This is a genomic window from Methylobacterium sp. J-092 (assembly GCF_022829325.1).
Lineage (GTDB): Bacteria > Pseudomonadota > Alphaproteobacteria > Rhizobiales > Beijerinckiaceae > Methylobacterium.
In genome coordinates this window covers 1-364 of record NZ_JAKSXU010000014.1, presented here as the reverse complement: position 1 = coordinate 364, position 364 = coordinate 1, and the positions used below count along the sequence as shown (strand labels likewise).

The 364-nt window shown below is 66.5% G+C and carries 1 pseudogene; it reads left to right on the top strand.

What is annotated here, in order from left to right:
* A pseudogene (locus tag MKK60_RS00180) lies at nt 1–364 on the top strand (porin); the annotation flags it as partial.

Genomic DNA, 364 nt, shown 5'->3' with positions numbered 1-364 from the left:
GCTCGTACACCCAGAGTACGACCACGATCCAGGGTCAGAAGTTCGCGCAGTACTTCTCCGACGCGACGATCAACCCCTACACCGGCCAGATGTCGAAGTCCGACAGCTTCACCGTGGTCGGCTCGTACCTGCACTACTGGTCGCCTGAGCTGCGTTCGGCCGCCTTCGGCTCCTACGGCGAGCAGAGCTTCTCGGCCGGCGCCCGCGCCGGTCAGGGCGATGCGTTCACGCTCACCGGTGGTACCGGCTTCGGTGCGAACTCGGTCGGCACGCCCGGCACCCGGTTCTACCAGCTCAGCCAGGCGCTTCGCGACACCTACCAGTTCGTCGCCGGCGCGAGCCTGATCTGGTCGCCGGTGAAGGA